The sequence below is a fragment of the Stutzerimonas sp. LR2 genome (assembly GCF_055755175.1).
The window spans coordinates 51,685-78,040 of sequence record NZ_JBVTRR010000003.1; the positions used below are offsets into that span (position 1 = coordinate 51,685).

Annotated in this window: 27 protein-coding genes; 10 read left to right on the top strand and 17 right to left on the bottom strand. The window is 62.9% G+C overall.

Annotated elements, in window-relative coordinates:
• Nucleotides 1-216: 216 nt before the first annotated feature.
• From ACVRRC_RS11005 to ACVRRC_RS11015, 3 genes are all read left to right on the top strand, one after another.
• Nucleotides 217-639, top strand: a complete 423-nt coding sequence (locus tag ACVRRC_RS11005) for a DUF2141 domain-containing protein (protein ID WP_017245745.1) — start codon at nt 217-219, stop codon at nt 637-639.
• Nucleotides 640-999: 360 nt separating this feature from the next.
• The gene (locus ACVRRC_RS11010) at nt 1,000-1,602 is read left to right on the top strand and encodes a hypothetical protein (RefSeq protein ID WP_017245746.1); all 603 of its coding nucleotides are present in this window, start codon (nt 1,000-1,002) and stop codon (nt 1,600-1,602) included.
• Nucleotides 1,603-1,616: 14 nt separating this feature from the next.
• Nucleotides 1,617-2,192: a hypothetical protein gene (locus tag ACVRRC_RS11015; RefSeq protein WP_013982402.1), complete on the top strand. Its 576-nt coding sequence runs from the start codon at nt 1,617-1,619 to the stop codon at nt 2,190-2,192.
• Nucleotides 2,193-2,279: 87 nt separating this feature from the next.
• Here ACVRRC_RS11015 and ACVRRC_RS11020 read toward each other — a convergent pair whose 3' ends face one another.
• Complete coding sequence (locus tag ACVRRC_RS11020; protein ID WP_472997015.1) at nt 2,280-3,068, bottom strand: NAD(P)H-dependent oxidoreductase; 789 nt, start codon at nt 3,066-3,068, stop codon at nt 2,280-2,282.
• A gap of 86 nt (nt 3,069-3,154) precedes the next feature.
• Here ACVRRC_RS11020 and ACVRRC_RS11025 point away from each other — a divergent pair, with 86 nt between their 5' ends.
• A complete protein-coding gene (locus ACVRRC_RS11025; protein ID WP_181091736.1) occupies nt 3,155-4,048 on the top strand; it encodes a LysR family transcriptional regulator in 894 nt (297 codons plus the stop codon).
• A 35-nt stretch (nt 4,049-4,083) separates the two neighbouring features.
• On the opposite strand, the gene ACVRRC_RS11030 is transcribed toward ACVRRC_RS11025, so the two are convergent.
• Together ACVRRC_RS11030 and ACVRRC_RS11035 are read right to left on the bottom strand one after the other, a co-directional pair.
• On the bottom strand, nt 4,084-4,332 hold the full coding sequence (locus ACVRRC_RS11030) for an FmdB family zinc ribbon protein (protein WP_019405825.1): 249 nt from the start codon (nt 4,330-4,332) through the stop codon (nt 4,084-4,086).
• Between the two features lie 94 nt (nt 4,333-4,426).
• On the bottom strand, nt 4,427-5,431 hold the full coding sequence (locus tag ACVRRC_RS11035) for a sterol desaturase family protein (protein ID WP_045157641.1): 1,005 nt from the start codon (nt 5,429-5,431) through the stop codon (nt 4,427-4,429).
• A 332-nt stretch (nt 5,432-5,763) separates the two neighbouring features.
• Here ACVRRC_RS11035 and ACVRRC_RS11040 point away from each other — a divergent pair, with 332 nt between their 5' ends.
• On the top strand, nt 5,764-6,858 hold the full coding sequence (locus tag ACVRRC_RS11040; RefSeq protein ID WP_472997016.1) for an SMP-30/gluconolactonase/LRE family protein: 1,095 nt from the start codon (nt 5,764-5,766) through the stop codon (nt 6,856-6,858).
• A 70-nt stretch (nt 6,859-6,928) separates the two neighbouring features.
• On the opposite strand, the gene ACVRRC_RS11045 is transcribed toward ACVRRC_RS11040, so the two are convergent.
• Nucleotides 6,929-7,690, bottom strand: a complete 762-nt coding sequence (locus ACVRRC_RS11045; RefSeq protein ID WP_472997017.1) for an SDR family oxidoreductase — start codon at nt 7,688-7,690, stop codon at nt 6,929-6,931.
• 217 nt (nt 7,691-7,907) lie between these two features.
• On the opposite strand from ACVRRC_RS11045, the gene ACVRRC_RS11050 reads away from it, so the two are divergent.
• On the top strand, nt 7,908-8,912 hold the full coding sequence (locus ACVRRC_RS11050; RefSeq protein ID WP_013983233.1) for an NADP-dependent oxidoreductase: 1,005 nt from the start codon (nt 7,908-7,910) through the stop codon (nt 8,910-8,912).
• 55 nt (nt 8,913-8,967) lie between these two features.
• Here the strand turns inward: ACVRRC_RS11050 and pyrF are convergent, their stop codons facing one another.
• Nucleotides 8,968-9,663 (bottom strand): orotidine-5'-phosphate decarboxylase, encoded by a 696-nt coding sequence (pyrF, locus tag ACVRRC_RS11055; RefSeq protein ID WP_045157637.1) that lies wholly within the window; start codon nt 9,661-9,663, stop codon nt 8,968-8,970.
• Between the two features lie 158 nt (nt 9,664-9,821).
• On the opposite strand from pyrF, the gene ACVRRC_RS11060 reads away from it, so the two are divergent.
• Both ACVRRC_RS11060 and ACVRRC_RS11065 read left to right on the top strand, forming a co-directional pair.
• On the top strand, nt 9,822-9,989 hold the full coding sequence (locus ACVRRC_RS11060) for a DUF2897 family protein (protein WP_011913707.1): 168 nt from the start codon (nt 9,822-9,824) through the stop codon (nt 9,987-9,989).
• A 114-nt stretch (nt 9,990-10,103) separates the two neighbouring features.
• Nucleotides 10,104-12,671 (top strand): bifunctional diguanylate cyclase/phosphodiesterase, encoded by a 2,568-nt coding sequence (locus ACVRRC_RS11065; RefSeq protein WP_125872092.1) that lies wholly within the window; start codon nt 10,104-10,106, stop codon nt 12,669-12,671.
• Between the two features lie 19 nt (nt 12,672-12,690).
• Here ACVRRC_RS11065 and ACVRRC_RS11070 read toward each other — a convergent pair whose 3' ends face one another.
• From ACVRRC_RS11070 to ACVRRC_RS11100, 7 genes are all read right to left on the bottom strand, one after another.
• Nucleotides 12,691-13,200, bottom strand: a complete 510-nt coding sequence (locus ACVRRC_RS11070) for a hypothetical protein (protein WP_019405819.1) — start codon at nt 13,198-13,200, stop codon at nt 12,691-12,693.
• Nucleotides 13,201-13,236: 36 nt separating this feature from the next.
• A complete protein-coding gene (locus tag ACVRRC_RS11075) occupies nt 13,237-14,667 on the bottom strand; it encodes an aminotransferase-like domain-containing protein (RefSeq protein WP_011913710.1) in 1,431 nt (476 codons plus the stop codon).
• A gap of 106 nt (nt 14,668-14,773) precedes the next feature.
• Nucleotides 14,774-15,571, bottom strand: coding sequence for an OmpA family protein (locus ACVRRC_RS11080; RefSeq protein ID WP_045632486.1), 798 nt, complete (start codon nt 15,569-15,571; stop codon nt 14,774-14,776).
• Nucleotides 15,568-15,921: a DUF4398 domain-containing protein gene (locus ACVRRC_RS11085; protein WP_019405818.1), complete on the bottom strand. Its 354-nt coding sequence runs from the start codon at nt 15,919-15,921 to the stop codon at nt 15,568-15,570. The genes ACVRRC_RS11080 and ACVRRC_RS11085 overlap by 4 nt, the downstream gene beginning before the upstream one ends.
• An 11-nt stretch (nt 15,922-15,932) precedes the next feature.
• Entirely contained in the window at nt 15,933-16,757 is an 825-nt protein-coding gene (locus tag ACVRRC_RS11090) for a substrate-binding periplasmic protein (protein WP_320892910.1), read from the bottom strand.
• A 123-nt stretch (nt 16,758-16,880) separates the two neighbouring features.
• The gene (locus tag ACVRRC_RS11095; RefSeq protein ID WP_011913714.1) at nt 16,881-17,810 is read right to left on the bottom strand and encodes an electron transfer flavoprotein subunit alpha/FixB family protein; all 930 of its coding nucleotides are present in this window, start codon (nt 17,808-17,810) and stop codon (nt 16,881-16,883) included.
• Nucleotides 17,811-18,560: an electron transfer flavoprotein subunit beta/FixA family protein gene (locus tag ACVRRC_RS11100; RefSeq protein ID WP_019405816.1), complete on the bottom strand. Its 750-nt coding sequence runs from the start codon at nt 18,558-18,560 to the stop codon at nt 17,811-17,813.
• Between the two features lie 331 nt (nt 18,561-18,891).
• Here ACVRRC_RS11100 and ACVRRC_RS11105 point away from each other — a divergent pair, with 331 nt between their 5' ends.
• A complete protein-coding gene (locus tag ACVRRC_RS11105) occupies nt 18,892-20,547 on the top strand; it encodes an electron transfer flavoprotein-ubiquinone oxidoreductase (RefSeq protein WP_011913717.1) in 1,656 nt (551 codons plus the stop codon).
• A 61-nt stretch (nt 20,548-20,608) separates the two neighbouring features.
• Here the strand turns inward: ACVRRC_RS11105 and ACVRRC_RS11110 are convergent, their stop codons facing one another.
• The 4 genes from ACVRRC_RS11110 to ACVRRC_RS11125 all read right to left on the bottom strand — a co-directional run bounded on the left by ACVRRC_RS11110 (nt 20,609) and on the right by ACVRRC_RS11125 (nt 23,485).
• Entirely contained in the window at nt 20,609-21,175 is a 567-nt protein-coding gene (locus tag ACVRRC_RS11110; protein ID WP_048329511.1) for a DUF1285 domain-containing protein, read from the bottom strand.
• Nucleotides 21,176-21,225: 50 nt separating this feature from the next.
• Nucleotides 21,226-21,837, bottom strand: coding sequence for a DUF4823 domain-containing protein (locus ACVRRC_RS11115; protein ID WP_014597078.1), 612 nt, complete (start codon nt 21,835-21,837; stop codon nt 21,226-21,228).
• Nucleotides 21,838-21,946: 109 nt separating this feature from the next.
• Nucleotides 21,947-22,843 (bottom strand): radical SAM protein, encoded by an 897-nt coding sequence (locus ACVRRC_RS11120; protein ID WP_045157634.1) that lies wholly within the window; start codon nt 22,841-22,843, stop codon nt 21,947-21,949.
• A gap of 21 nt (nt 22,844-22,864) precedes the next feature.
• A complete protein-coding gene (locus ACVRRC_RS11125; RefSeq protein WP_011913721.1) occupies nt 22,865-23,485 on the bottom strand; it encodes a TetR/AcrR family transcriptional regulator in 621 nt (206 codons plus the stop codon).
• 74 nt (nt 23,486-23,559) lie between these two features.
• Between ACVRRC_RS11125 and ACVRRC_RS11130 the strand changes: the two genes are divergently transcribed.
• The gene (locus ACVRRC_RS11130; RefSeq protein ID WP_192475882.1) at nt 23,560-24,693 is read left to right on the top strand and encodes an aminotransferase class V-fold PLP-dependent enzyme; all 1,134 of its coding nucleotides are present in this window, start codon (nt 23,560-23,562) and stop codon (nt 24,691-24,693) included.
• 217 nt (nt 24,694-24,910) lie between these two features.
• Here ACVRRC_RS11130 and ACVRRC_RS11135 read toward each other — a convergent pair whose 3' ends face one another.
• Entirely contained in the window at nt 24,911-26,305 is a 1,395-nt protein-coding gene (locus ACVRRC_RS11135; protein WP_014597092.1) for an amino acid permease, read from the bottom strand.
• Nucleotides 26,306-26,356 lie beyond the last annotated feature (51 nt).

Below are 26,356 nucleotides of genomic sequence, written 5' to 3' on the forward strand. Positions count from 1 at the left end.
AGACCCTGGCTAGAGCGGCTGCCTTGAGGCGAAGCAGCGCTTGCGAGCGGCCATGAATAATCCCTATCGCTCCGATAGAAGTTTTTCCGCGTGTAAACGCGCCCACAGCTGAGCGTGGACAACGCTTCGCTTGTTCGCCGAAGATGTCGCACGGCACTGGCGCGTCCGTCGTCGAACCGCCGGTAGTGCGCGCACCCTCGTTATCAAGAGCACAGCATGAAAGCACTTTCGATTACGGGCCTGGCCCTCGCCCTTCTGATTCCCGCAGCCCAGGCTCAGGAGCTGCAGGTCACGCTCAGCGGGCTGCAGCATGACCGCGGCCAGGTGGCCGTGGCGGTGTTTGCCGATGCCAAGAGCTTCCGCAAGGATGACCAGGCCTTCGCCGCGCAGAAGGCCAAAGCCGAAGCCGGTACGGTAACCGTGACGTTCGACGATGTGCCGCCCGGCCGCTACGCGGTGCTGGCCTACCACGACGAGAACGATAACGGCCGACTGGACCTGCGCTTCGGCATGATTCCGGTCGAAGGCTACGGGCTATCGAACAACCCCAAGGTGATGGGCCCACCGTCCTACGAGGACAGCGCCTTCGAGGTGACCGCCGACGAGCCCGCGCGGATCGAGCTGAAGATGCGTTACTAGTCGCGCTTCCACGCGGCCTTGCGATAACAGACGGGCACCAACGAGACGGCTACACGACCGAAACTCCCGGCCGGCGCCGGTGCACTGACCAGCCCCGGCTGGAAGAACCCGCGCCGCGTACGGTCCAGCTCGCCTTCAACAGAACCGGTTCAGGGTTCTCGGCATCTTCATCCTGATCCGAGCGGTCGTAGCGACACGCGAATACCGATCCGTACGAAACAGCTCACAAAAATATCGCCAGCGTAATGGCATTTAGCCCGTATCATCTCGGCTGCCAAGGACGGCGGAAAGACTCCAACTTCAGAGAGTAGCTGCACGTCGTTCGCGGCCTGCCAACCCGTAGAACATCAAGGAAGTACCATGACCCCCTTCAAATATCTGGTCGCCGGCCTGTTGAGCCTGGCGCTGACCGGTTGCGTCTCGTTCACCCCCACTGGCCCCATTGGGCTGCCCTCCCAGGCGATGGCGCAATCCGTCCCGGTTGGCGCTTTGCTAAAGGACGTCGAGGTTAGCGACCCGCAGCTGAACGAGACCCAACGCCGCAACATCAGCAATGTGCTGACCACCCAGATTGCGCAACATATCGATCGTGGCGAGTACTTCGAACGCATGATCAGCTTCCCCGCCAAGCTGGACGAGCGAGACGTTGAGCTGCGCTTCAACTTCACCTCCCTCAAGGGCAAGCGCACACCGCACCCGGGATATTTCCCGGGTGCGCTGCTGACGCTGACCATGTGGATCTGGGTGAACGGCCCCATCTACGTCGACAAGTACGATCTTCGCGGCGAGCTGACGATCGACGATGCCGCCGGTAAGCAAGTGGCACATGTAGAGAAGGTCCTGGTGCTGAATCAGAACACGGGACTATGGGATGCCGATTACTTCAATGCGTCCGGCTCGCAGCAACTGACTCAGCTGGTTGAGCAGTTGCTTAAAGACGGCACGCAGCAGCTCGCTCACTGACAGGGATGCCAAACATGAAAAAACTGATGACCATCGTTGCCGCCCTGGCGTGCCTGACGCTCACGGGATGCATGACCTACTCCCACAAGTCACTGCCCGAAGTGAGTCAATGGCCACTCGAATCGGTACAGAAGAAACCGAGCGCCTACATCAAAGTACAAACCGAGTATTCGTTTAACGGCACACCGAAGGCGAGCAATCCCAACATCGCCCGGCTTGAAGAGCTGATCAGAAAGGAGTTCGTCGACAGTGGTCGCTTCTCCCGTGTGAGCACCGAACAAGAAGCCTCGGATGTCTACGTGACCGTAACCTTGCGCAACCAGGAAACCGGCAATCTCGGTCTGGCGGTGATCACCGGCGCGACGTTCTTTCTGATCCCGGGCACCTTCGACAACACGCTGATCATGGACATGACATTCCGCGACGGCGAAGGCAGGAAAGTCGGCCAGGTACAAAAGCAGGAGACCCTGACAACCTGGATGCACCTGTTCCTCGTCTTCGCTCTGCCCTTCAACGGTTCGGGCGAGGAGATCCTCGGTGAATTGGCCAAGAGCAACCTTGAAGCAGCGGCGCAGAAGAACCTGATCTGACCGGTTGGCCCCGCCGGCGACGCGCGGGGCCAACCGTCTGCTCTGCGCGCAGCTCCGCGCTCCGATGGGAACAGGGTTCGACCACCCTCAACCATCGGAGCCGATCACGTGAATGCAGAGCCCCTCAGCGCCCGGCGCCACTTCGGGCCGCAGCGTCAGCGCCGGAATCTCGTAATCCCCACCGTTCTGCTTGCGGTACCCAATCGGCTCAGTGCGCCACAGGTTGTCGAGGCGCTCACCCAGTTGTTCGCGGATGTCGGCAAAGCGCGCCTCATCGATGCGGCTGGTACGGTACACCACGAACGGCGGCAGTACATCGAAGCCGGGGTAATGCAGGATGCCGTGCTGGATCGGAAACAGCAGATCGTCAATCGGCCCGTTGATACCGCGCGGGCTGTAGTGCGATGCCCAACCACCGGTGGTAACGATAAGCATGGCCCGCTTGCCGACCATCGTGCCTTCGCCGTAACGATCACCCCAGCGCGCATCCGAGTGCTCGCCTACACCGTAGGCGAAGCCGTAGGCATACACCCGATCGACCCAGCCCTTGAGGATGGCCGGCATCGAGAACCACCAGAGCGGGAACTGCAGGATCAGCGCATCGGCCCAGCGCAGTTTGTCCTGTTCGGCGGCGATGTCCGGGCTCTGCCGGCCGCTGGCGAACGCACGGCGCGAATCCTGCGAGGGGTCGAAGCGGCTTTCCAGGTCGTGATCCAGGCTGTCTCGGGCGTCGACGGGGGCTTTCCAGCCCATGGCGTACAGATCGGACAGCTGCACGGCGTGGCCAGCAGTGCGTAGCCGCTGGACAGTGAAATCCTTCAGGGCGCCGTTCAGGGAACGCGGTTCGGGATGGGCATAGACGATCAGAACATTCATGGCAGGTCTCCGGTTGCAGGACACGCGCAGGATGCCGAGCGCACCAGGTATATTGGAAATGAATAACCAAGATTCCTGGTATGTGCATGAATAATCTCAGACGTCTGGACCTGAACCTGCTGGTGACCCTCGATGTGCTGCTGGCCGAGCACAACGTTACCCGCGCTGCCGAGCGGCTGAACTTCTCCCAGCCTTCGGTGAGCGTCCACCTGGCCAAACTGCGCGAGATATTCGGCGACCCCCTGCTGCTACCCGGTCCCCGCGGCATGCGCCCGACGGCACGTGCCGAGGAGTTGCGCGAGCCGCTGCGCCAGGCCTTGCAGGCGCTGGAACGCGCGGTCGCGCCGGCCAGCCCGTTCGACCCGGCCGCGGCGCAGGATGTCTGGCGGGTCGCTGCGACCGATTACGGTGAATCGGCCATCGTGTTGCCGGTGCTGAGCCGGCTACGCAGTATGGCGCCCGGCACTCGCCTGGCAGTGGTCGAAATGGTGCCGGCACGCATCGCTCGTCAGGCGGAACAGGGCGATATCGACCTCGCCTTTCATACCGCAGAGGGTTCGCCGCCCGGCCTTCGCCGGCGTACGCTGTTCACCGAGCGCTACGTACTCGCCGGTCGCGTCGGCCATCCCCAGCTGAAGCGGCGGCCGACGCTCGAACGGTTCTGCACGCTCGAGCAGGTCATTGTCTCGCCGGACGGCGGTGGGTTTCAGGGTGCAACCGACGAGGCCCTCGCGCAGCGAGGCATGCAGCGGCGGGTCGTATTGTCGGTACCGCATTTTCTGTTCTTGCGATCGGTGCTGGAGAGCACCGATCTGGTGGCCATGCTTCCCGAACGGCTGGTGCGCGGCAGCAGCGCGCTACAGGTGGTCGAGGCGCCGCTGGAGGTGCCAGGTTACGAGATGGCCATGCTCTGGCACGAGCGTTCGCACCGCGATCCCGCGCATCAATGGCTGCGTGAGCAGATCGCCAAAGCCGTGTAGGAGGTGGATCAGGCGGCGCCCCGGTGGGGCCATGGCTAGCGGCAATTGCCGGCGCAACCGCCACGCGCGCAGGCCGGCGCTTCAGGGTTTTTCAGCACCCGGCTGCTCACCACTCCGGCGGCGGTCAGCAGCCGGGTCACCGGCGCATCATCCGCAATGGCGGCGTCTTCGGCCAGCGCGCCGGCCACACGCAGCTCACCCCAGGTCCTGGGGCGCAGCGCCATGGCATGGCGCACTTCATAAACCTGGCCGTTGGCTTCACAGCGATAGTCGTAGGTCGGCATGGCGATTCCTCTTGAGTAGACGGGCCTGGCCGTTGGATGGGACAAAGCGCGATTGTACGAGCGAAAGAGCCGTTCGTTCAGCCCCGCCGCCACATCAGGAGTCGACCCGGCGCGGCGGACTGGCGGGCATGAGCTTGCGGGCCGTATCCACGAATGGCATCAGGATCAGGCTGTAGAGCGTCAGGTAGCGGTGCGAGTCTTGCTCCGCGGTACCGAAGCGCAGCGTCTCGGGGCTGGCGCTGGTGACGTAGAGGGTGCCGAACATCCAGTCCCAGATGGACAGATTGGTCCCGAAGTTCTTGTGGAAATGCCGTGGCGCATCGCTGTGGTGGATCTGGTGCTGCGCCGGGCTATTGAGAATGTGCTCCAGACGTGGCCCGAACGACAGCCAGACGTGGCTATGTCGCAGATTTGAAGCCAGCGCGTTGAAGATGAAGACCAGATAGGTCACCCCGAACAGCGTGTAGCGGCTGATCTCACCGCCGCAGGCGTACCAGAAGATGCCGGCGTAGGCGCCAAGCAGCACCAGATCCACCAACCGGCCGACGATCTTCTCCAGAAAGTGCACCCGGCTGGCCGTCAGCGGAACCATCACCGGTGCCGAATGGTGCACCTTGTGAAACTCCCACAGCCAGCCGCAGTGGAACGCCCGGTGCACCCAGTAGCCGGCGAAGTCACTGATGATGAACACGCCGAACCCGTAGAGCAGCGTCAGCGAAAGGTTCTGCCCGACTTGCGGCCGCGCACCCCAGAGGTTCTCGAAAAAGGCGATGTAGTCGCCCGAACGCAGGATGTATGGATCGACGAGCGCCACGATCGGCACCACCAGCGCGACCTTCAGCACGCCCCGCACGAAGTAGTAGCGGTAGTCCAGACGCGCCGAAGGATGCCAGTGCACGCGCCAGCCTCCGAGAAAGGCCCAGAACGACATCGCCTGCGTCAGCCCATGCTGTCGTCGGTAGCGAAATAGCAGATAGGCGACGGCATAAGACACGCCGAGAAACAGCAGGCCCAGGCGACCGTTGAGGTCGAACAGGCTGGTGAACTGCTGTACGAAAGGATCGATCAGGTACCGCTGGAAGGAGTCGGAAACGCCCATGCCTGGCCGCCTCGGAAAAAAGGTGGCGGATTATAGAGGCAGGCGAAACGCTTCGTATATGCGAATGCTTATCATACGATAGTTGCAGGCCTTCCCTGCTCCGCTACGAACAGGCACGCACGCAGGCCGCAGGAGCGGCGTACGGCCCGCGCCGGACTGCTGAAGATCATGTTGTAGTACAACTATACAACGCCACGCCCTCATAACACCCTAATTTACCTACAAAAAACACTTACGGCTTCGCCTATGTTTTTTGACATATTGCAAGTCGTCATACCTCTACTATGATTCGTTCGCGGTCCCCCTCCGATTTCGAACAAGGGTCCCCTCAAATGAACGAACAAGAACAACACTCATCACCTGGTTCCCGGCGCCGCTTTCTAAAGCAATCCGTTGCCTGCTCCACCGCGTTGCTGGCTACCGGCATGGCGCTGCCGCGGCTCGCTCAATCAGCTGAGCCACTCAGCAGGCGTTACCCCGATCCATCCCTGGAAGTATTGGATGAAAGCTTTCTGCAATTGCGCCTGTTCAACGCCAGCGTCGAGAAGATCGCCGACGGTCTGCGCTGGGCCGAAGGTCCAGTATGGGTTGGCGACGGGCGCTACCTGCTGCTCAGCGACATTCCCAACAACCGCATCATGCGCTGGGACGAGATCAGCCAGTCGCTGGGCGTATTTCGCGAGCAGGCAAACTTCTCCAATGGCCTGACCCGCGACCGCGAGGGCCGGCTGGTGGTCTGCGAAGGCTCCACGACGCATGAACTGGGTCGGCGCGTGACCCGCACCGAGCACAACGGTGCGATCACCGTGCTGGCCGACAACTATCAGGGCAAGCGCTTCAATTCGCCGAACGACGTGGTGGTCAAGCGCGATGGGTCCATCTGGTTCAGCGATCCGCCCTTCCAGGCTGGCAACTATTACGAGGGGCACAAGATTCAAACCGAGCTGCCGGACGCGGTCTACCGCATCGATGGCAGCACGCTGGAGGTGACCCGGGTTATCGAGGGCATCGCCGGCCCCAACGGTCTGTGCTTCTCGCCCGACGAGAGCACGCTCTATGTGGTCGAGGGCCGCGCCAAGCCCAACCGCCTGGTGTGGGCCTATGCGGTGAACGGCGACGGTACGCTGGGTGAGCGCAGCCGGCATATCGAGGCGACCGGCCATGGTGCACTGGACGGCATCAAGTGCGACGAGGCCGGCAACCTCTGGTGCGGCTGGGGCAGCTCCGGCTCGCCGGAAGCCAACCCGGAAGGCCTGGACGGCGTACGGGTTTTCAATCCACAGGGTAAGGCGATCGGCCATATTCACTTGCCGGAACGCTGCGCCAACCTGTGCTTCGGCGGTGTGCAGGGCAACCGCCTGTTCATGGCCAGCAGCCACGCCCTCTATGCGCTGTACGTGAACGCGAGAGGCGCCACCTTCACCTGACCCAGTATCGGGGTGGCGCCTGTGGCGCCCGCCGCTTCATCTGGGGCCGCAGGAGCCAGCCGGCTCGAAACTAGATTGCGGTCGCCCCACCATCCACTGCCAGGGCGTGGCCCGTGGTGAACGCGGCGCCGTCGCTGCACAGATAGAGCACAGCCGCGGCGATCTCCTCCACCTTGCCGATGCGCCCGACCGGGTGCATGGCGGCCGCGAACTCCGCTTTGCGCGGGTCGGCTTCATAGGCGCGGCGGAACATGTCGGTATCGATCACGGCCGGGCAGACGGCGTTCACGCGAATCTGCTTCTTGGCGTACTCGATCGCCGCCGACTTGGTCAGGCCGATCACCGCATGCTTGGACGCCGCATAGATGCTCATCTTCGGCGCGGCACCGAGTCCTGCGACCGATGCGGTGTTGACGATCGCGCCGCCGCCCTGGGCGAGCATGACCGGCAGCTGATGCTTCATGCACAGCCAGACACCCTTGACGTTGACGCCCATGATCGCGTCGAACTCCGCTTCGCTGCCCTCGGCCAGACGCCCCTGCTCGATCTCGATGCCGGCGTTGTTGAACGCATAATCAAGGCGGCCGTACTGCACCAGCGTCTGCTCGATCAGCGCCTTGACCTGCTCGTCGCGCGTCACGTCACAACGAACGGCGATCGCCTCGCCACCCGCGGCGCGAATGGCCTCGGCGCCGTCGCGGATGCCCGCCTCGTCGATGTCCGCCAGTACCACCTTGAGCCCCTGCTGGGCGAATGCGAGCGCCGTGGCGCGACCGATGCCGGCCGCCGCGCCCGTTACCAGGGCGACCTGGCCGGAGAATGTCATGCTCATGATTGTTCTTCCCGAAGATTTTCGACTCGCTTTGTGCCTGAAATGACCACGCCAGGCGTCCCGGTCAGACTTATACCCTCATGCGTACGGGCATTTCACCGCCGCCGCGGTCATATCACCGAAGTGGATGCCTGTGCATTCCAGCGCTCCGACGTCCCTTGCAGCTGCGCGCCGGGCGAGCTACACCAAACCTTTCGCAACTACGAGGCAAACGTTCATGACCCTGCTCAACCAGCAATTCCTGCTCGCCCAGCGACCTGTCGGTGCACCGACCCGCGAGACCTTCGAGTTCGTCGAGAAACCGTTGGGCGAGCCTGGACCGAATCAGATTCTGGTCAAGGTCGAGTATCTGTCCATCGATCCGGCCATGCGTGGCTGGATGAACGACGCCAAGTCCTACATCCCGCCGGTCGGCATCGGCGAGGTGATGCGTGCACTGGGCGTGGGCAAGGTGATCGCCTCGCAGCATCCCGATTACAAGGAAGGTGATTACGTCAACGGCGCCCTGGGCGTGCAGGCGTACTACCTTGGCGAGCCGAAGGGCTTCTACAAGGTCGATCCGCAACAGGCACCACTGCCGCGCTATCTCTCGGCGTTGGGCATGACCGGCATGACCGCCTACTTCGCACTGCTGTCGGTCGGCCAGCCGAAGGCCGGCGAGACCGTGGTGATTTCCGGGGCCGCCGGCGCGGTCGGCAGCATTGCCGGGCAGATCGCGAAGATCAAGGGCTGCCGCGTGGTCGGCATCGCTGGCGGCGCGGACAAGTGCCGGTTCCTCACCGAGAAGCTCGGCTTCGATGGCGCCATCGACTACAAGAACGAGGACCTGGCCGCGGCGCTCAAGCGTGAGTGCCCGAACGGCGTGGACGTGTACTTCGACAACGTCGGTGGCGACATCCTCGACACGGTGCTGCAGCGCCTCAGCGTCGGCGCGCGGGTAGTGATCTGCGGCGCCATCAGCCAGTACAACAACAAGGAAGCGGTGAAGGGCCCGTCCAACTATCTGTCGCTGCTGGTCAACCGCGCACGGATGGAGGGCATGGTGGTCACCGACTACGTTTCGCGCTACCCCGAAGCGATGCGCGACATGGCCGAGTGGCTGGCCAGCGGCAAGCTCAAGAGCAAGGAGGACGTCATCGAGGGCCTGCAGACCTTCCCCGAAACACTGATGAAGCTGTTCACCGGCGGCAACTTCGGCAAGCTGGTCCTTAAGGTCAGCTGAGCGTAACGAGGTGAAGTCACAGGCCGAGCCCAGTGGCTCGGCCTTCTCGTCGCGCTTACGCCAGTTCGGCTACCACGCTGGCCAGCGCGCTCGCCGGGTCCGCGGCCTGGCTGATCGGGCGACCAATCACCAGATAATCGGACCCCGCCGCCATGGCCTGAGCCGGAGTCAGAATCCGGCGCTGATCGTCCTGGGCACTGCCCGCAGGCCGGATACCCGGTGTAACCAGTTGCAGCGCCGGGAACTGTGCTTTCAGCGGCACGGCTTCCTGGGCCGAACACACCAGTCCGTCCAGCCCCGCCTGGGCGGCAAGACCGGCCAGACGCAGTACCTGCTCCTGCGGCGCGACGTCCAGCCCGATGCCGGCCAGATCGTCCTGCTCCATGCTGGTCAGCACGGTGACGCCAATCAGCAGCGGCGCGGGACCGGACATGCCGGCCAGTGTCTCGCGACAGGCCGCCATCATCCGCAGGCCACCGGAGCAATGCACGTTGACCATCCACACACCCAGCTCGGCAGCGGCTTTCACCGCCATCGCCGTGGTGTTGGGGATGTCATGGAATTTGAGGTCGAGGAAGACTTCGAAATCCATTGCCTGCAACGCCTCGACGATCGCCGGGCCGCAGCGAGTGAACAGCTCCTTGCCGACCTTCACCCGACACAGCCGCGGATCGAGCTGCCTGGCCAATGCCAGTGCGGCATCGCGGGAGGGGAAGTCGAGCGCTACGATAATCGGAGTCTGGCAGGTCATGGCATGTCCTCGGGAAATTCGGCGCGCATTGTCGCAGAAAATGTCCCATGCGACGAAAGCCTCGGCGCAGGGTCCAAACAGGCATGATCAGCAAAACGGTGACCGCTCGGGCGCACCCAAGTAAAGTGCGTAAACCGCTCGCCTGTCTGGAGGAACCCATGCCCTGGTATTTCTGGCTGATTCTGGTCGTCGCGCTCGGCTCGATCGTCGGCAGTCTGTTGATGTTGCGCTCCACGGCCCGGAAAATTCCGCTCACCGACGAGCAGAAGAAGCGTATTGCCCAGCGCAATGCCGAGGCCGACGCACAGGAGTCGCGCGACCGCTGAGCGCCGGCCGATGCCGGGCGCAGGTACCGGCAGACGTTTACAGATGCCCGCCGCACTCAATAGTGGCACTATGCCCGTTTGCCGCGATCATGCAGTTCTGGCAGGACTTTCTTAATGCAATCTCCCCTCCCCGTTGACGGCCCGACCAACCCGAAGGCCAAGGCGATCTTTGCCCGTCGCATTCTCCCCGGCATGGTCGCGCTGCTGGTGGCGGCAATCGTCGCGGCCGCTTTCGCGGTCGTTCATATCGCCCGCAAGATCGACCAGGACGCCCTGCAACAGAGCCGTTTTCTCGCTGGCAAGGCGCTGCAGGCACAGCACGAATGGATGAACCGCTCCATCGTCGACTACGCCTTCTGGGGCGACGCGTACGTGCACCTCAATCAGCAGGTCGATGTGAACTGGGCATTCACGCAGGCCAATCTTGGCCCTTCGCTGTACAAGGATTTCGACTACGAGGCGGTACTGGTGATCACCCCGACGGGCGAAACCCCGTACGCCGTCATCCAGGGCAAGCTGCAGTCGGTGGATGCGTTCCAGTATCTGCAGCACGGCTTGCCCGAGCTGCTGACGCGGGCCCGTGCTGCGGCTGAGAATGACGCCGGCGCCTCGGCCCTGCTCTGGGTCGACGGGCAACCCGCGGTGGTCGCGGCTGCGTCGCTGGCCACGGGTGGGGCAGATATCGAAGAGCACGAAGGACCACCATCCACGCTCGTCTTCGTCGATGTGCTCGACACGGCGCGGTTGGAAGCTATCGGCGGGCAGTACGCTGTGGAGCAGTTGCGATTGCTCGTCGAGCCGTCGGACCAGACCGGGCCGATCATCAGCCAGGCGCTGGAGGATGGAACAGCCGTCCACTTCACCTGGACGGCGCCACAGCCGGGGCGCCTGTTGCTTCTGGTCACCCTGCCCGTTCTCGCCGCCGTGGCACTCGGCCTTGGGCTGCTGGCCTGGCTGCTGGTGCGCCATGCGCTGCGCGTGATGCACCTGCTAGACGTCAGTTACGCACGACTCGCCTCCAGCCGCTCAGCGCTGGCCGAGAGCGAGGAGCGCTTCCGCGATGTGGCGGAAGCGGCCTCCGACTGGATCTGGGAGACCGACGAACAAGCCCGCCTGACCTTCCTTTCCAACCGTTTCCGGCAGATCACCGGCCACGAACCGGCACAGTGGCTGGGCCGCCCGCTGCTGGAGCTGCTGATCACCGACAGCGCGGCGCTGCAAAATTGGCTCGAGGCGCCCCACAGCGCACCGCTGCGCAGCAGCTACCGCGCCGCCGATGGCTGCGAGCGCTATTGCCGGCTGGCTGCGCGCACCATCCAGCACGACGGCAAGCTGCTCGGCTACCGCGGCACCGCCAGCGACGTGACCGAGGAGACCCGGGCACAGGCGCGGGTTCAATACCTGTCGCAGCATGACGCACTGACCGGGCTGCCCAACCGCAGCCGCCTGCGTGACTACCTCGAGCAGAACCTGGCCTCGCTGCGTAGCGGCTCGACCCTGACGCTGCTGTATATCGACCTCGACCGCTTCAAACCGGTGAACGACACCCTTGGCCATGCGGCCGGCGACGAGGTGCTGATCGGGGTCGCGTCACGTCTGCGCGAGCGCACCCGCGATGGCGACCTGGTGGCGCGCCTGGGCGGCGACGAGTTCGTCGTCGTGCTCCATCGCATGGGCGAAGACAACGATATCGATCGGCTGTGCAACCGAATCATCGATGCGCTGAGCGCTCCGTTCATCTACGAGGATCAGCAGATCAGCATCGGCGCCAGCATCGGCGTGGCGCTGGCACCGACCGACGCCAACCAGGCCAATGAACTGTTGCGCTGTGCCGACATCGCGCTTTACCAGGCCAAGGACGCCGGCAGAGGCACCTGGCGCGCCTACGGCCGGGAGATGGATCAGCGCCTGCATGAAAGGCTGCGCCGCGAAGAGGAACTGCGCGTGGCGATCACCGAGCAGCAGCTCGAGGTGCATTACCAGCCGCGTTACCAGAGCCAGGGGCTGCACATCATTGGCGCTGAGGCACTGGTGCGCTGGGATCATCCGCAACGCGGCATGCTGTTGCCCGAGCAGTTCATCCCGCTGGCCGAGGAAACCGGGCTGATCATCCCGCTCGGCCGCTGGGTGTTGCGTCAGGCCTGCCAGCAGGCGGCGCGCTGGCCGGGCGACACGGTGGTATCGGTCAATCTCTCACCGCTTCAGCTGCATGATGATCGGCTGCTGGAAGAGATCACCCAGGCACTGGCGGACAACGGCCTTGCCGGCGACCGCTTGGAACTGGAGGTGACCGAGAGCGCACTGCTGCGCGAAACCCAGAACACCCTGGAGTTGCTCAAGCGCATCAAGGCGCTGGGTGTTCGCCTCGCGGTGGACGACTTCGGCACCGGCTATTCGTCCCTGACCACCTTGCGGCACTACCCCTTCGACGTGATCAAGATCGACAACAGCTTTGTCGCCGGCATCGGCCAGTCCATCGAAGATCACTCCATCGTCCGCGCCCTGATCGAGCTGGGCCGTGGCCTGCGGATGCGGGTGACGGCCGAGGGCGTGGAAACCGAAGAACAGCTGCGCCTGCTGACCGACGATGGCTGCACGGAGGTGCAAGGTTTCCACATGAGCCATCCGCTGCCTGCGCAGGACCTATGGACGATGTTGCATGCAGCGGAGCGCCAGAGCTAGGCGCGCCGATGGAGCAGCATCAGCGCTTGAATTCGAACTGGATTTCCGCACCTTCGATCAGCGATTCGTCATCGTCTTCGCCCGAGATCAGGCGACCGCCGATCTGCATCGAGCGTGACGGTTTCGCCGCGTCGAAAAGCGGCGGCAGCAGGCGGATGGATTCGCTGCTTGGCGCAGGCATCAACTCTTCGGCCAGCTCTTCCGGCAGGCGTAGGTCGAGCACCGGCTCGACGAGCTCGACTTCGGCCGGCTTCTCCGGCTGCTTGGCTGGCGCGGGGCGCGGTCGAGCCGCGGGCTGAGGTTCGGGCTCCGGAATGCTGATCTGCACAGGCGGTGGCTCGGTTTCCGCTGCCTGCTCCACCGGCGCCACCTCGATATCCAGATCAGGCGGCGCCTGTGCCTCGTCAACGGGCTCCGCTGCCGGTTGCTGCGATTGTGGCGTTTCCCGTTCGGCATCCCGAGGTTGCTCCTCGCGCTCGCATCCACCGAGCAAGGCCAACAACAGCAACAACAGGGGCGGCCTCGGCATCGGCATCTTTCCTCACGGCGAACGACTCAGGAGCGTCTATTGTGCGTCCCGGCACAGCTCCGACGCCAGTTGCCCGAGCGTACGCAGCGCCCGCTCGGTTTCATGATTCCACGGCAGGCCACAGTTGAGCCGTATGCAGTGATTGAACTGCTCGGTGTTGCTAAAGATCAGACCCGGCGCGATGCTGATACCCTGCTCCAGCGCCCTCACGTGCAGTTCCTGAGTATTGACCCTCACCGGCAGACTGACCCAGAGAATGAAGTTGCCCTTGGGCCGCGTCATCTGCGTGCCTTCCGGGAAATAGCGCTGCACCGCCAGCTGGAAAGCGCTGAGGTTCTTGCGGTACTCCTGGCGGATGGCCCGCAGGTGTCGATCATAGCCACCATTCTCCAGGTACGCGGCCACCGCCATCTGCGTCACGCTGCAGGCCGAGTGGGTACTGAAGGTCTGCAGGCGCTCGATCTCCGGTTGATGGCGTCCGGCGATGACCCAGCCGATACGCACTCCGGGTGACAGGGTCTTGGAAAAACTCGAGCAATAGATGACCCGCCCGTCCCGGTCGTTGGACTTCAGCGCCTTGTACTGGTCCTGCTCGAACATCAGCTCACCGTAGATATCGTCCTCTACGATCTGGATGTCGAACCGGGCCGCGAGGTTCAGCAATTGCTTCTGCCGGTGGTCGGGCATGCTCACACCCAGCGGGTTGCTCAGCCGCGCCGTGAGCACCAGCGCCTTGATCGGCCATTGCCCGGCTGCCAGCTGCAGCGCCTCGAGACTCATGCCAGTATCCGGATCGCTGGGAATTTCGATGACCTTGAGTCCCAGCAGGTCCGCCAGTTGCAGCAGGCCGTAATAGGTTGGCGATTCGGCGGCGATCAGATCACCGGGCCGGGTCAATACCCGCAGCGACATTTGCAGTGCATCGACGCAACCATGGGTGATGACAATCTCGCCGGGATCGACCACCACGCCGGCGTCGCGCATGCGGATCGCCACCTGACGACGCAACGGCTCGTAGCCGGGACTGAACATGTAGCTGAACGCCCGCGGGCTCTGGAAGCGCGTGACCTTGGCAAGTTGCTGGTGCAAAGCCCTGACCGGCAGATAATCCACATGCGGCACGGCGGCGCCCAGCGGAATCAGCCCTTCGCGACGGGACTCGCTGAGCACTTGGTTGATGATGCTGCTGCGCGTGACCAGCGTGGGCCGCTCGACCCGCGCGATATCGGGTGTCGGCGCGGTGAGGACCGGCGTCTGGTGGACATAGAAGCCGGACTGCGGACGCGCCCGGATCATGCCCTGATCCTCCAGGTTGGCGTAGGCCTGCAGCACCGTCGCGTGACTGACGCTCAGCTGCCGGCTCATCTTGCGCACCGAAGGTACACGTTCGCCAGGCCGATACACTCCGCGCCGGATGTCCTCGGCGAGCTGCTGGGCAATGCGTTGATAGAGCAACAGATTGGTCATCTCGCCGGTCTCCCGCCAACTGAACCGTAACAGTAGCTCAGCGGACCACCTGCGGACCAATACAGTTACGCAGCATGTGGGCGAAACAGTCTATCCAGACGGGGCGCTAGCGGTCCGGGCCGAGATTGCCCGCCGCATCGGAAAACAGTATTTCCACGCGCCGATTCTGCGCGCGCCCGCGTGCAGAGGCGTTCTCGGCGATCGGAAAGCGCTCGCCGTAGCCGCGCACCTCGACGCGCTCGGTTTCGATGCCCAGGCTGATGAGCAGGTCGGCCACCGTTTGCGCCCGCGCGCGCGATAGTTCGAGATTGGCTTGCGGATCGCCACGGCTGTCGCTGTAGCCTTCGATGCGCACCTTGCGCTGCGGATTGAGCTGAAGAAAGTGCACCAGCTTGAGCAAGGTTCGGTTGGCCGAGTTACCAAGCTCGGCGCTGTCAGGGTGGAAAAGCACGTCCCCCAGGGTCATCACCAGACCTCGGTCGGTCTCGCTGGCGGCCAGGCTCATCATCTGGTCTTCCAGCCAGCGCCCCTGCTGTTCAGCGGTCATCAGCTGGGCATCCTGCAGCATGCGCCGCAGTCGGTCGCGCTCCATCTCCAGACGCGCCACCTGCTCCTGATGCTGCAACAGTTCGCCCTGCCGCGCGGCGATTTCGCTGTAGCGTCGGCTCAGGTAAGCGTAATGGCGAGCGTCTTCGGCTCCCCCCCAGTAGTCATTGAAGCGTTCGGCGCGCTGCAGGGTCTCCAGCGCTCGCTGCAGGTCCTTCGGCGCACCGCGCTGAACCATGCCGTCAGCCTGAATGCGCTCCAGCGCGGCCGACGCCTGGGCGAGCTCATGCTCAGTGTCCTGGCTCGAGCAGCCGGTCAGTGCCAGCGCGGCCATGACGAGGAAGAAACGCATGTTCACCGGACCTCTCCCAACTGCTGGCGTAGACGCTGGATGCGTCGATTCAGATCGTCGATCTGTGCCTGGCGCTGATCCTTCAGCACACGCGCCTCCGCCAGGCGGGCATCCAGCTCCGCCTGCTCGGCCAGCATGCGGGCCTGACGATTGTCACCGGCTTGCAGCGCTGCACGCGCAGCGCTCAGCTTGCTTTCGGCCAGTGCCAGTTCCTCATGGGCCCTGGAGGCCTCCATGGAGCGGGCCTGCGCCACGGCCTGCTCGCTCAGCTGCAGCTGAGCGGTCGGTGCGGGATCGCTGGCACATCCGGCCAGCATGAAGAAGGCCAGTGATGCGCTGGGGAAGAGACGTTTCAACACGCTGAATCCTACTTTTTCGAAGCCTTTGGCCGCTCCGCCTGCTGGTTTTTCCAGACGGTCAGGTTGTGCGCCACCAGCTGTTCCGGCACACCCGCGGCACGCAATTCTGTCATTTTCCGCGCCAGTTGTCCGCGCAGCCAGGGATCGTTGCAGGCCGAATCGTGCGAGATGGCCAGGTGCATGTCACGCCCGACCACTGGCGGATCAAGCCGCTGAATCTTGTCCAGCATGCCCGACGCATCCGCCGCGGCAACCGTGCTGTAGCGCTCGTGCAACAGGTAATCACTGCCGCCGGCGACCAGTCTCTGCAAGCCCTGGTCGAGGCTGTTGACCTGCTGCAACTGCAGGCTGCTCTTGGCGAAGGCATCGAACTCGCTGCCGAAACGTCCGGCGCCAACGGTCAGCCCGCCGTGCCCCTTCAGGTCCTCGCGGCTGGCATAGAAGAAGCCCGGCTCGTTGCGTACCCAGGCGACGGTCTGCAGCTGGATGATCGCCGGGTGCACGAAATCCAGCTCTTCCAGGCGCTGCACATTGAGAGTCGCATCGGCCAGCACATCGACCCGACCGCTGCGTACCTCGTCGAGCGCCTTCGCTCGATCGCCCGTGTAGAGCAGATCCAGCTTCAGTCCGAGGGAATCGGCAATCTGCCCGAGCAGATCGGCATTGGCACCGATCAGCCGTTTGGGGTTCTGCGGATCGCGCCAGAGAAACGGAGGGTTGTCCGCGGCACCGGTTGCCACCAGGCGATCACATTTTCCCGCGGCCGTTGCCGTGAGCGGCGTCGCCAGGGTCAACGCGATCAAGGCCGATTTCAACGCAAAGGCGAAACGCATGAAAATCCTCTTAGTGCGGTTGAGCGGGTGCGAAACGGTTGCGCCGATGGTACACCGACGAACCCGCTGACCGCCCATGAAAAAACCCGCTACATGAGCGGGTTCTTTCGACAGCGATCAGCTTCAGACGAGCCGTTCCAGCTCCGGAATGATCTCGAACAGATCGCCAACCAGGCCATAGTCGGCAACCTGGAAGATCGGGGCTTCCTCGTCCTTGTTGATCGCGACGATCACCTTGGAGTCCTTCATGCCGGCCAGGTGCTGGATGGCACCGGAGATACCGACGGCGATGTACAGCTGCGGTGCGACGATCTTGCCGGTCTGGCCGACCTGCATGTCGTTCGGCACGAAGCCGGCATCGACGGCGGCGCGGGATGCACCGACCGCGGCGCCGAGCTTGTCGGCCAGCGAGTACAGATGCTTGAAGTTGTCACCGTTCTGCATGCCGCGGCCGCCGGAAACGACGATCTTGGCTGCGGTCAGTTCGGGACGGTCGGACTTGGCCAGCTCTTCGCCTACGAACGCGGACTTGCCCGCATCGCCAGTACCGGAGATCTGCTCAACCGCAGCCGAGCCACCGGTGGCGTTCACGGCATCGAAACCGGTCGAACGCACGGTGATCACCTTGATCGGCGCGCTGGATTGCACGGTGGCGATGGCGTTACCAGCGTAGATCGGGCGCTTGAAGGTGTCCGGGCTTTCCACCGAGATGATCTCGGAGATCTGGTCGACGTCCAGTTGTGCGGCAACGCGCGGCAGGAAATTCTTGCCGTTGGTGGTGGCAGCGGCCAGTACATGGCTGTAGTTCTTGGCCAGATCAGCGATCAGCGGCGCGACGTTCTCGGGCAGCTGGTTGGTGTAAGCCGCATCGTCGGCGACCAGTACCTTGGCTACGCCTTCGATCTGTGCGGCTGCTTCGCCGATGGCACCGCAGCCACTGCCGGCTACCAGCACGTGGATGTCGCCACCGATGGCCTTGGCGGCGGCGACGGTGTTCAAGGTAGCGGCCGCGAGGACGGCATTGTTGTGTTCAGCGATAACCAGGATAGTCATTTAGATTACCTTCGCCTCGTTCTTCAGTTTCTCGACCAGTTCAGCCACGGACTTGACCTTGATGCCGGCGCTGCGAGCAGCCGGTGCTTCGACTTTCAGGGTCTTCACGGTGGACGTGGTGACGACGCCCAGCGCATCCGGGGTCAGCACTTCCAGCGGCTTCTTCTTGGCCTTCATGATGTTCGGCAGCGACGCGTAGCGCGGCTCGTTCAGACGCAGGTCGGTGGTGACGATCGCCGGCAGGTTCAGCGCGACGGTCTGCAGGCCGCCGTCGATTTCGCGGGTGACGTTGACCTTGTCGCCAGCCACTTCTACCTTGGAGGCGAAGGTGCCCTGGGCGTAGCCGGTCAGCGCGCCGAGCATCTGGCCGGTCTGGTTGTTGTCGCTGTCGATTGCCTGCTTGCCGAGGATCACCAGTTGCGGCTGCTCCTTGTCGACCACGGCCTTGAGCAGCTTGGCAACCGCCAGGGAGTTCAGTTCGTCATTGGACTCGACCAGCACGGCACGGTCGGCGCCCAGCGCCAGTGCGGTGCGCAGCTGCTCCTGGGCAGCGGTCGGACCGATGGAGACGACAACGATTTCGCTCGCCACGCCCTTCTCTTTCAGGCGAACCGCTTCTTCCACGGCGATCTCGCAGAAGGGGTTCATCGACATCTTGACGTTGGCGAGGTCAACGCCGGAGTTGTCCGCCTTGACGCGAACCTTGACGTTGTAATCGACCACTCGTTTGACAGCTACAAGAACCTTCATGGATTCCTCGTTACTCTCCGGTGAATAGAATTCCGCCGAGGCGAACCGAGCCTTGCTCGTGGCTTGGGGTTTCGATAGCCGCTGCCGTGTTCGGCGAGTGCAAACCGTCCGTATCTTGACCGCAGGCCGCAGACGGGGTCAACAACGCATATGACCCGTCATAACCTCGCGGTTCGGCCGATTCTAACAGGCTTCCAGAAAATTCAAACAAACGTTTGTATTGGACCGATTCGAGCGTCTATATATAATGCGCCGGCCCGGCTCGGTCAGGGGCCGATCACAGCCCTCCACCACTTATATAACAACCAAGCCCTGAGTAGGAGAAAGCCTAATGGAACGCGAATACATGGAATTCGACGTTGTCATCGTCGGCGCCGGCCCTGCAGGCCTATCCGCAGCCTGCCGCCTGAAGCAAAAAGCCGCCGACGCTGGTCAGGAAATCAGTGTATGCGTCGTCGAGAAAGGCTCCGAAGTAGGTGCCCATATCCTGTCCGGCGCGGTCTTCGAACCTCGCGCGCTGAACGAACTGTTCCCCGACTGGAAAGAACTCGGCGCCCCGCTCAACACGCCGGTCAAGCGTGACGACATCTATCTGCTGAAGACCGCCGAAGCGGCCAGCAAGCTGCCCAATGCGCTGGTCCCCAAGACCATGCACAACGAAGGCAATTACATCATCTCCCTGGGCAACCTGTGCCGCTGGCTGGCCCAGCAGGCCGAGAACCTGGGTGTCGAGATCTACCCGGGCTTCGCCGCCCAGGAAGCGCTGATCGACGAAAACGGCATCGTGCGCGGTATCGTCACCGGTGACCTGGGCGTCGATCGCGAAGGCAACCCGAAAGAAGGCATGTACACCCCAGGCATGGAGCTGCGTGCCAAGTACACGCTGTTCGCCGAAGGCTGCCGCGGACATATCGGCAAGCAGCTGATCAACCGCTTCCAGCTCAACGCCAATGTCGACCCGCAGCACTATGCCATTGGCATCAAGGAACTGTGGGACATCGACCCCGCCAAGCACGAGCAAGGTCTGGTCGTGCACACCGCGGGCTGGCCGCTGAACGACGAGAACACTGGCGGCTCGTTCCTCTATCACCTGGAGAACAATCAGGTCGTGGTCGGCCTGATCGTCGATCTGTCCTACAGCAACCCGCACCTGTCGCCGTTCGACGAGTTCCAGCGCTACAAGCACCACCCGGTGATCAAGCAGTACCTGGAGGGCGGCAAACGCGTTTCTTACGGCGCCCGCGCCATCGCCAAAGGTGGCCTGAACTGCCTGCCGAAGATGGTCTTCAACGGCGGCGCACTGATCGGCTGCGACGCCGGTACCCTGAACTTCGCCAAGATCAAGGGCAGCCACACCGCGATGAAGTCCGGCATGCTGGCCGCCGAAGCTGCGGCGGACGCGCTGCTGGCCGGTCGCGAAGGTGGTGACGAGCTGAGCGCCTACGAAGAAGGCTTCAAGAACAGCTGGCTGTACGACGAGCTGTACAAGAGCCGCAACTTCGGCGCTGCCATTCACAAATGGGGCGCAATCAAGGGTGGCGCGTTCAACTTCATCGACCAGAACATCTTCGGCGGCAAGATTCCCTTCACGCTGCACGACACAAAGCCGGACTACGCGTGCCTCAAGCCGGCCGCCGAGTCGAAGAAGATCGAGTATCCGAAGCCGGACGGCAAACTGAGCTTCGACAAGCTCAGCTCGGTGTTCCTCTCGAACACCAACCATGAGGAAGACCAGCCGGTTCACCTCAAGCTGACCGACCCAAGCATCCCGATCGACAAGAACCTGCCGCTGTACGACGAGCCGGCTCAGCGCTACTGCCCGGCAGGCGTCTACGAAGTGGTCAGCAACGACGATGGCAGCAAGCGCTTCCAGATCAACGCGCAGAACTGCGTGCACTGCAAGACCTGCGACATCAAGGACCCGGCCCAGAACATCACCTGGGTCGCGCCGGAAGGTACCGGTGGGCCGAACTACCCCAACATGTAAGCAACGAAAAAGGCTCCCTCGGGAGCCTTTTTTATGCCGTTGAAACCGGTATACCGCGACGCTACTCGGTACGTCCTATGGGAAAGAACAGACCGCCACTCCACACGCCGAGCCAGCTCTCACCGTCCACATCACCCGGCACGGCCAGATCCACCAGCTGATAGAACACGTTGCGATGAACGAGCGCCTCGAGATTGGCGCGCACGTGAATGTACGGCGATGGTTCCTGAGTCTGCGGGTCGAGGCTGACGCGCAGCGGATGCTCCTGACCGGCCTCCACCACATCGTCAACATTGGTGACGAAACGCAGCAGCTGCGCTTCGCCCTCCCCGCTCACGTCCAGCCGCACCGCGACGAAGGGCGCATCTTCGACCTGGATACCGACCTTTTCCACCGGCGTAACCAGGAAGTAATCATCGCCATCGCGTCGAATCACTGTGGAGAACAGACGAACCATCGCCGGACGCCCGATGGGCGTGCCCTGGTAAAACCAGGTACCGTCTCGTGCGATACGCATGTCGAGGTCGCCGCAGAACGGCGGGTTCCACAAATGCACCGGCGGCAGCCCCTTCTTCTCGCCCGCCGAGAGCTGGGCCAGCAGGTCTCCCGCCTTGCCTGTCTCGTTCATCCCGTTCTCCTCGCTTCGCAGCTATGTCGGCTTCGATACTGCCACATCCCTCAGCGTGACAGACCCAGTAACCGACGAGCATAGTCCTGCAAAGGCGGCCGCAGGAGATGCTCGGGTCTGGCATCGTAAATGCCGAGCAGCCCGCCACGGCTGCGAATGCGCGCGGTATCGACCAGATAGTGCGTGCCGGTTTCGATCAGCATCAGTTGCACCACGCCGGAATCCACGCCAAGCCGATCCAGTGCGCGCTGCTCGTTCAGCTCGTCGAAGCTGCCGATGCGATCGTCCGCCGCTGCGTAGCGCAGATACAGAAGGTAATGGGCGCCGACCGCAGAGGCCTGCGTCATGGCTTCCTCCAGCCCGGCCGGCTCGCGAGCGCGGCGCACCAGCGGGAAGTATTCGACGAAGCCGTTGAAGGCTTCCTCCGCCACGACATTCGGCCGCGGATAGACATCACCCGGGGGTACGAAATGGCCCTGCGCGATATAGATGAAGGAATCCGGCTGCAGACGCCATGAACTGGCCCGGCGTGTCTCGCTGTGATCGAGAATACCGGCATCCCTCAGGTGGTAGCGGGTGCCCTCGGCCATGTCGCTGACTTTCATGCAGCCAGCCAGGGCAAGCAATGCCAGCAAACCTGGCACGCCTAATAGAAAACGCATGGATTTCACCCTCCAGAGGCCGGTGTCGGAAAACCGGCAATCGCACCGGCAATGCAGCATCCACGCCAGATCGGCCGGCCGATGGTGCTGGTACCAGTTCGTCTGCCGCTCACAGCCCGCGCTGCCACTCCTGGCGCAAAGGCGCGGCACGGGGATCGTCGATCGCCTCGCGCAGCTGGCGCATCAGGCGCGGCTTGTCGGCTCCCAGCGTGCCTTTGAGCACCAGATAGTTGGAGGCGTGGTCGCTGCGGAACACCGTGTCACGCAACTGAAGATCACCCAGCAGCCATTCCAGCTCAACAAGCAGGTCGGAAAGCGGTAGCGGCTCGAAGTCTTCATATCCCTGGCGAAAACGCCCATCACCCTGCGGGAAACTGACCACCAGCGTGGAAAGAAACTCGGGCTGCGCTGCGTTCATCAGGCGTGCCGAATTGCGCGCATGCTGCCGGCTCAGCGCCCGCCCGCCAAGGCCATTGAGGATCATCACCGAACGGGTGATTCCCGCCTGGCCAAGCTTGTCCAGCGCGCTCAGGGTCGACTCGTAGGTTTCGCCCTTGTTGACCCGCGCCAGCACCTCGTCGTCACCGGACTCAGCGCCAACGTAGGCCATGCCAAGCCCGGCGTCCGCCAGCTCACGCAGCTCCTGGACCGACTTCTTGCGCAGATTGCGTGGCAGGCAGTAGCTGGACACGCGCTGCACCTCCGGCAGGCACTGGCGAATCTGCTCCAGGATCTTCAGCAGCCTGCGAGTCGGCAGCACCAGCGCATCGCCATCGGCCAGAAACACCCGCTGAACGATCAGTTGCTCGCCGCAGCGGCGAATCTCTTCGAGCACTTCCACCTCATCGCGGGCGCGGAATTTCTTCTGCGGCGCGGTGTACATCTCGCAGAACGTGCAGGCGTTCCACGAGCAGCCGTTGGTCACCGGCAGGATTAATGAATGCGCTTCGCTCGGCGGCCGGAATACCGGCTCGATATAGCGGACGGGAAACTCGCTCATGCTCATTGTGCTTCGCCTGCACCGACCTCAATCACGCTTGCGCTTGTTGCCCATGCGCACACCGATATCCATCAGGAACTGGAAGAATCCGTCCTGATCCTCCAGCACATTGCTCCAGAACGGCGAGTGATACAGCGCGACCGCGCCGTGCACCAGAGCCCAGGCGGCGCAGTAATGGAAATACGGTGGCACGTCTTCGAGCTTGCCCTCGGCGATACGGCCCTTGATCAGCTGGGTCAGGTGTTCGAAGTTGGATGCGCGGATGCTGTGCAGCTGCTCGACCATCTCCGGGACCTGGTTGCCCTTGACCACTTTCTCCTCGAGGCGGTCGAACAGACGGTAACGCTGCGGGTCGCGCATGCGGAACTCGAAATAGGCGCGCGAAAGCGCTTCCTTGTCGCGATCAAGATCCGGGGAATGCAGCAGCTGATTCAGGTCGCGCTCGTAGTCGAGCATCAGCCGCAGGTAGATTTCGGCCTTGGACTTGAAGTGCTTGTAGATGGTGCCTTTGCCGATGCCCACCGCATCGGCAATCATCTCGACCGTGACACTATCCTCTCCCTGGTCGAGAAAGAGCTGCAACGCGGTATCGAGGATTTCCTGTTCGCGGCGACGAAATTCGCGGACCTTACGGGGTTCATTCTGCATAGGAGGCTGCTTAGATGAGAAATCGAGGCGGTCATTATGCCTAACCGGTCATCAAATGCACGGGGCATCCAGCGATGATTCACATAAATGACGAATTTCCGCAAATAGTCGGTTTGCGATATCTCAACCATGCTGCCGTCGCGCCCTGGCCTCGGCGAGCCGCCAGTGCCGTCACTGCCTTTGCCGAGCAGAACGCCACCCTCGGCGCACGTGACTATCCACAATGGCTTACGGTCGAGCGCAGCCTGCGCCAGCGCCTTACGCGCCTGCTCAACGCACCGAGCAGCGCCGACGTGGCACTGGTCAAGAACACGTCCGAAGCACTGTCGTTTGTCGCCTTTGGCCTGGACTGGAAAAGCGGTGATCGCATCGTCATCAGCGATGAAGAATTTCCATCCAACCGTGTCGTCTGGGAGGCGCTGCAGCCATTCGGCGTGGAGGTCGTTCAGGTCAGCCTTAAGGGTGTCGATCCGGAAGGCGACCTGCTGGCGGCCTGCGGGCCGCGGGTACGACTGATGGCGATCAGCGCGGTGCAGTACGCCAGCGGCCTGCGCCTGGATCTTGCACGTCTGGGCGAAGGCTGCGAGCAGCGCGGTGTGCTGCTGTGCATTGATGCGATCCAGCAGCTTGGCGCCCTGCCCTTCGATGTCCAGCAGAATCGCTGCGCTTTCGCCATGGCCGACGGCCACAAGTGGATGCTCGGCCCCGAGGGCCTCGGCGTCTTCTATTGCCGGAGCGACCTGCGCGATCAGCTGAAGCTGCACGAGTACGGCTGGCACATGCTGGAACACGCCGGCGATTACGATCGCACGGACTGGGAACCGGCCCGCAGCGCACGACGCTTCGAATGCGGCAGTCCCAACCTGCTCGGGGCGATGGCGCTCGAGGCCAGTCTTTCCCTGCTGGAGGAAGTGGGCATGGAGCAGGTCGCCGCAGCCCTCGACGAACGCGTCGAATGGCTGTCTCGGGGATTAGGCGATCTGGGCGGAGTCGACATCCTGTCGCCGACAACAGCCGAGCGTCGGGCCGGCATCCTCACCTTCCGCCTGCATGGCTGGGACAATGCAGCACTCTTCGAGCGGTTGAAGGCGGCGCAAGTCGTCTGCGCCTTGCGTGGCGGCGGCATTCGCTTCTCTCCGCATTTCTACACGCCGCAGCGCGTCATCGATGAAACCCTGGCGCTTCTGCATGAGCTGGCAAGTCACTGACGGCGATCAGCCAGAGAGACATGTATTCCAAATGCGTTTAAAAAGCGCGGAAATCCGCCAGCAGACCGCTAATGCAGCGTTAATACTTGAGTCACTGGCTAGGCAATCCCCCCACTGCCTGGCCAGATGAGGTCGCCTGGATTGCGATTTCATACTCCTAATGGTCTTGGCCCGGTTTCTCAGGAATCCGGGTTTTTTTTGCGCGCTCGTGAGCCGCTCAAGTCGACGCAGCACCGACGCGCGCCCGCAACCGGAAACACAGCCAGAGGAAGCCGACCCAGAACGGAATGGCGAACACCGACAGACGAATGCCGGGAATCCACAGCATGATCACCAGGATACCGCTGACGAAGGCCAGGCACAGGTAATTGCTGAGCGGGAACCAGAACGCCTTGAAGCTCGGTACCACACCCTGTCGCTGCATTGCCCGTCGGAATTTCAGATGGGCCAGGCTGATCATCGCCCAGTTGATCACCAGCGCGGCAACCACCAGCGACATCAACAACTCTAGCGCGCCCCGTGGCAGCAGATAGTTCACCAGCACGCAGAGCAGCGTCACCACAGCCGAGACGCCGATGGCGAGCACCGGCACACCACGAGCGTTGATCTTCATCAGACTGCGCGGCGCATCGCCCTGTTCGGCCAGGCCGTAGAGCATGCGGCTGTTGCAATACACGCCACTGTTGTAGACCGACAGCGCGGCGGTGAGCACCACGAAATTGAGCAGATGCGCGGCCGTATCGCTGCCGATCAGCGAGAAGATCTGGACGAAGGGACTGCCACTGTAGGGATCACCCGCCGCCCCCAACGTCTGCAGCAGCGCATCCCACGGATAGAGCGCCAGCAGCACGGTCAGAGCACCGATATAGAAGATCAGGATGCGGTAGACGACCTGATTGATCGCCTTCGGTATCACCGTCTTTGGATCGGCCGCCTCTGCCGCCGTGATGCCGACCAGCTCCAGACCGCCGAAAGAAAACATGATGATCGCCAGTGCCAGCACCATGCCGCTGAAACCGTTGGGAAAGAACCCGCCGTGGCTCCAGAGATTGCTGATGCTCGCTTGCTCGCCGCCCTGCCCGCTCACCAGCAGGAACAATCCGAGCAGGATCATGCCGATGATGGCGGCGACCTTGATGATGGCGAACCAGAACTCGGTTTCACCAAACGCCTTCACGTTGCTCAGGTTGATTAGATTGATCAGTACGAAGAACGCCGCGGCAGTCGCCCAGGTGGGCACGTCCGGCCACCAGAACTGCACGTACTTGCCCACCGCGGTCAGCTCTGCCATGCCCACGAGCACATAAAGCACCCAGTAATTCCAGCCGGACAGAAAGCCTGCGTAGCCTCCCCAGTACTTGTGCGCGAAATGACTGAAGGAACCGGCTACCGGTTCTTCGACGATCATTTCCCCCAGCTGACGCATGATCAGAAAGGCGATGAAGCCGCCGATGGCGTAGCCCAGGATCATGGACGGGCCGGCGCTCTTCAGCACCCCGGCGGAACCCAGGAACAAGCCGGTGCCGATCGCCCCGCCGAGGGCAATCAGCTGGATATGGCGGTTTTTCAGGCCTCGTTGCAACGGCCCGGTGTGCAGCGTCTCAGCGGTCATTACGCCACCTTGCGGATAAAGTACGAAGTGCGCAGCGCGCGGCAGATCAGG

Bases quoted from the DNA above. Each gene is read 5' to 3' on its own strand.
- ACVRRC_RS11005 (WP_017245745.1), top strand. From the start codon at position 217: ATGAAAGCACTTTCGATTACGGGCCTGGCCCTCGCCCTTCTGATTCCC.
- ACVRRC_RS11010 (WP_017245746.1), top strand. From the start codon at position 1,000: ATGACCCCCTTCAAATATCTGGTCGCCGGCCTGTTGAGCCTGGCGCTG.
- ACVRRC_RS11015 (WP_013982402.1), top strand. From the start codon at position 1,617: ATGAAAAAACTGATGACCATCGTTGCCGCCCTGGCGTGCCTGACGCTC.
- ACVRRC_RS11020 (WP_472997015.1), bottom strand. From the start codon at position 3,068: ATGAATGTTCTGATCGTCTATGCCCATCCCGAACCGCGTTCCCTGAAC.
- ACVRRC_RS11025 (WP_181091736.1), top strand. From the start codon at position 3,155: ATGAATAATCTCAGACGTCTGGACCTGAACCTGCTGGTGACCCTCGAT.
- ACVRRC_RS11030 (WP_019405825.1), bottom strand. From the start codon at position 4,332: ATGCCGACCTACGACTATCGCTGTGAAGCCAACGGCCAGGTTTATGAA.
- ACVRRC_RS11035 (WP_045157641.1), bottom strand. From the start codon at position 5,431: ATGGGCGTTTCCGACTCCTTCCAGCGGTACCTGATCGATCCTTTCGTA.
- ACVRRC_RS11040 (WP_472997016.1), top strand. From the start codon at position 5,764: ATGAACGAACAAGAACAACACTCATCACCTGGTTCCCGGCGCCGCTTT.
- ACVRRC_RS11045 (WP_472997017.1), bottom strand. From the start codon at position 7,690: ATGAGCATGACATTCTCCGGCCAGGTCGCCCTGGTAACGGGCGCGGCG.
- ACVRRC_RS11050 (WP_013983233.1), top strand. From the start codon at position 7,908: ATGACCCTGCTCAACCAGCAATTCCTGCTCGCCCAGCGACCTGTCGGT.
- pyrF (WP_045157637.1), bottom strand. From the start codon at position 9,663: ATGACCTGCCAGACTCCGATTATCGTAGCGCTCGACTTCCCCTCCCGC.
- ACVRRC_RS11060 (WP_011913707.1), top strand. From the start codon at position 9,822: ATGCCCTGGTATTTCTGGCTGATTCTGGTCGTCGCGCTCGGCTCGATC.
- ACVRRC_RS11065 (WP_125872092.1), top strand. From the start codon at position 10,104: ATGCAATCTCCCCTCCCCGTTGACGGCCCGACCAACCCGAAGGCCAAG.
- ACVRRC_RS11070 (WP_019405819.1), bottom strand. From the start codon at position 13,200: ATGCCGAGGCCGCCCCTGTTGTTGCTGTTGTTGGCCTTGCTCGGTGGA.
- ACVRRC_RS11075 (WP_011913710.1), bottom strand. From the start codon at position 14,667: ATGACCAATCTGTTGCTCTATCAACGCATTGCCCAGCAGCTCGCCGAG.
- ACVRRC_RS11090 (WP_320892910.1), bottom strand. From the start codon at position 16,757: ATGCGTTTCGCCTTTGCGTTGAAATCGGCCTTGATCGCGTTGACCCTG.
- ACVRRC_RS11095 (WP_011913714.1), bottom strand. From the start codon at position 17,810: ATGACTATCCTGGTTATCGCTGAACACAACAATGCCGTCCTCGCGGCC.
- ACVRRC_RS11100 (WP_019405816.1), bottom strand. From the start codon at position 18,560: ATGAAGGTTCTTGTAGCTGTCAAACGAGTGGTCGATTACAACGTCAAG.
- ACVRRC_RS11105 (WP_011913717.1), top strand. From the start codon at position 18,892: ATGGAACGCGAATACATGGAATTCGACGTTGTCATCGTCGGCGCCGGC.
- ACVRRC_RS11110 (WP_048329511.1), bottom strand. From the start codon at position 21,175: ATGAACGAGACAGGCAAGGCGGGAGACCTGCTGGCCCAGCTCTCGGCG.
- ACVRRC_RS11115 (WP_014597078.1), bottom strand. From the start codon at position 21,837: ATGCGTTTTCTATTAGGCGTGCCAGGTTTGCTGGCATTGCTTGCCCTG.
- ACVRRC_RS11120 (WP_045157634.1), bottom strand. From the start codon at position 22,843: ATGAGCATGAGCGAGTTTCCCGTCCGCTATATCGAGCCGGTATTCCGG.
- ACVRRC_RS11125 (WP_011913721.1), bottom strand. From the start codon at position 23,485: ATGCAGAATGAACCCCGTAAGGTCCGCGAATTTCGTCGCCGCGAACAG.
- ACVRRC_RS11130 (WP_192475882.1), top strand. From the start codon at position 23,560: ATGATTCACATAAATGACGAATTTCCGCAAATAGTCGGTTTGCGATAT.
- ACVRRC_RS11135 (WP_014597092.1), bottom strand. From the start codon at position 26,305: ATGACCGCTGAGACGCTGCACACCGGGCCGTTGCAACGAGGCCTGAAA.